This window comes from Xenorhabdus sp. TS4 (assembly GCF_014467265.1).
Classification (GTDB): domain Bacteria; phylum Pseudomonadota; class Gammaproteobacteria; order Enterobacterales; family Enterobacteriaceae; genus Xenorhabdus; species Xenorhabdus ehlersii.
The window spans coordinates 1-2,435 of record NZ_NKHQ01000117.1 but is presented as its reverse complement, the minus strand read 5'-3'; the positions used below and the strand labels follow the sequence as shown (position 1 = coordinate 2,435).

Here is a 2,435-nt window from a genome sequence, read left to right as displayed (position 1 = left end):
AAGTGCGACGTGAATATTTATTTCAATTAAAAACAATTGGATACGTTGATTTGAAGTAAATTATAAGCTTCGCCAGTTATTGTCAAACATTCAATATCAGAATGAAGATTGACCTGTTGTACGACCAACAGTAGCCCAAGAGGACAGGCATTACGGGTAACGGTTTTGTCTGAAGCTCCTCCGGAAAGTAGCCACCGTTAGGTGTGATCATCCCTGTGAGGGGGGGATTGCGATCCTCGAAGCAGCATCGGGGTAAGGCGCAAGGCTGACTGGTAGGGATAACGTAAGTGAATTGCTGATAAACATCGTTAATTTTGATGTGCCAAAGCTGCTGTCAGGCACTGACCAAAAGGGTATGTGGCTGGTTGCTCTTGTTTATAGTGGGAGCACGTCGTCATCAAAGCCACCGGTGAATAGGCAGATCCTAACCCAGTCGTGTAATTGGTGAGGAACACGGTAAGCCCGTATCGTTGCCCTCGGGGCAGGCAGACCGTAAGGAATGCTATTGACGGTGCGGGTAAAGGAGGATGGAGAAAGCGAAGGTCTGGTCGTAATAGCCAGAATACGGGTTGAAACATCACCTGACGCGAAAGTGAGCCCACTTCCATCTGGTCTTTAATCGCATGAAACCTGTAACACTCTGACGATAATGGAGGAAAGCAGCATGGTAGCGCACTCGGCAACATCAGTGTCTGCGCTTTCCCACGGTTTATTCTGCTGGCACGATATCGATTGGTGTCATGTTGAACAAACGGTGAGAGCACTACAGATCCGGATTGCGAAAGCGTGTAAGGCCAACAACTGGCGCAAAGTGAAAGCGTTGCAACGGATGTTGGTTCGCTCCCGAACCGCCAAATTTCTGGCGGTTCGGCGAGTGACTGAAAGTAGCGGTAAACGAACCCCTGGCGTTGACAGAAAATTATGGTCAACACCAGAAGCGAAGTGGAAAGCTGCCCAGACGTTAAAACGCCGGGGTTATCAGGCGAGTCCTCTTCGTCGGGTTTTCATCCCAAAATCAAAGGGTAAACATCGCCCTCTGGGCATTCCTACCCTGAAAGATCGCGCTATGCAGGCGTTGTATCTGCTGGCATTATCTCCTGTGGCAGAAACAACCGGTGATCCAAACAGCTATGGTTTCAGAGCAGAACGCTCAACGGCAGACGCAATGGCACAATTGTTTTGTTGCCTGTCGAAAAAACGTTCTCCACAATGGGTATTGGAAGCGGATATTAAAGGGTGTTTTGATCATATCAACCATAAGTGGCTGCTCGAACATATCCCTATGGATAAGAAAGTGCTGCGCAACTGGTTAAAATCAGGTGTCGTGTATCAGGGAAATCTGGCAGCAACAGAGGAAGGAACCCCACAGGGTGGGATTATCTCCCCAACACTGGCGAATATGGTTCTGGATGGATTAGAAGCCTTGCTTAAGAAACACATCGGCAAGGAACGCGCCCGGATAAACAAGATCAATATAGTGCGGTATGCCGATGACTTTGTAGTCACCTGCCGTTCGAAAGAAATGCTGGAAGAGCAGGTTAAATCCTGGATTGAAGGCTTTCTGTCCGAACGGGGATTGACGTTGTCTGAGGAAAAAACACACATTACACATATAGATACGGGTTTTGATTTTCTGGGGTGGAATTTTCGCAAATACGGCGGAAAGCTTCTGATCAAACCCGCCAAGAAGAATGTGCAAGCATTCTGTCAAAAAGTTAAGGAGACAATCACGGCCAATCGGGCGGCGAAGCAGGTGAATCTTATCCACATTCTTAACCGCCTACTGAAAGGCTGGGCACAGTACCATCAACCCGTGGTAGCCAAATCGACGCTTCATAAAGTGAATGCACAGATCTGGTTTATGCTCTGGCAATGGGCCAGACGGAGACATCAGAAGAAAGGAGCTCAATGGGTGAAAGATCGCTATTTTCACACCATAGGTAACCGGGACTGGGTCTTCGCCTCTGACGCAGAAAGTGGAATGAGGGAAGGGGTACTGTATGATATCTCAAGTATCCCGATACGACGCCATTTAAAGGTGAAGGGGAAGTACAATCCATTTGATCCGGCATGGGAACAAGAGGGTGAAATGTTGCGGACGAAACGGATGATGAATAAGCTCCGGTATCGTCGGCAAATATTCATTCTTTATCGCGAACAACAGGGACGTTGTGCGTTGTGTAAAATGCCAATCACTCAAGAAACAGGCTGGCAGGAGCACAATCTGGTGCCTCGCCATCGGGGCGGCAGAGATGTCATCGGAAACAGAGTATTACTCCATCCTTCTTGCCATCATGAGGTTCATGAGCGCGAATTTTCGGTCAACACGCTGGCCTGCTAAGCAGGTTTATAAAGGCTTGAGCCGTATGCGGTGAAAGTCGCTCGTACGGTTCTTAGAGGGCGGGTGCGTAGTAATACGTGCTCGCTACTCGACG

The 2,435-nt window shown here is 48.5% G+C and carries 2 protein-coding genes; one reads left to right on the top strand and one right to left on the bottom strand.

From position 1 onward, the window contains the following. Window positions 1–308: 308 nt before the first annotated feature. On the bottom strand, window positions 309–608 hold the full coding sequence (locus tag Xets_RS19635; protein ID WP_071827887.1) for a hypothetical protein: 300 nt from the start codon (window positions 606–608) through the stop codon (window positions 309–311). Between the two features lie 56 nt (window positions 609–664). Between Xets_RS19635 and ltrA the strand changes: the two genes are divergently transcribed. After that, the gene (gene ltrA / locus Xets_RS19630) at window positions 665–2,341 is read left to right on the top strand and encodes a group II intron reverse transcriptase/maturase (protein ID WP_187652409.1); all 1,677 of its coding nucleotides are present in this window, start codon (window positions 665–667) and stop codon (window positions 2,339–2,341) included. Window positions 2,342–2,435: the final 94 nt, after the last annotated feature.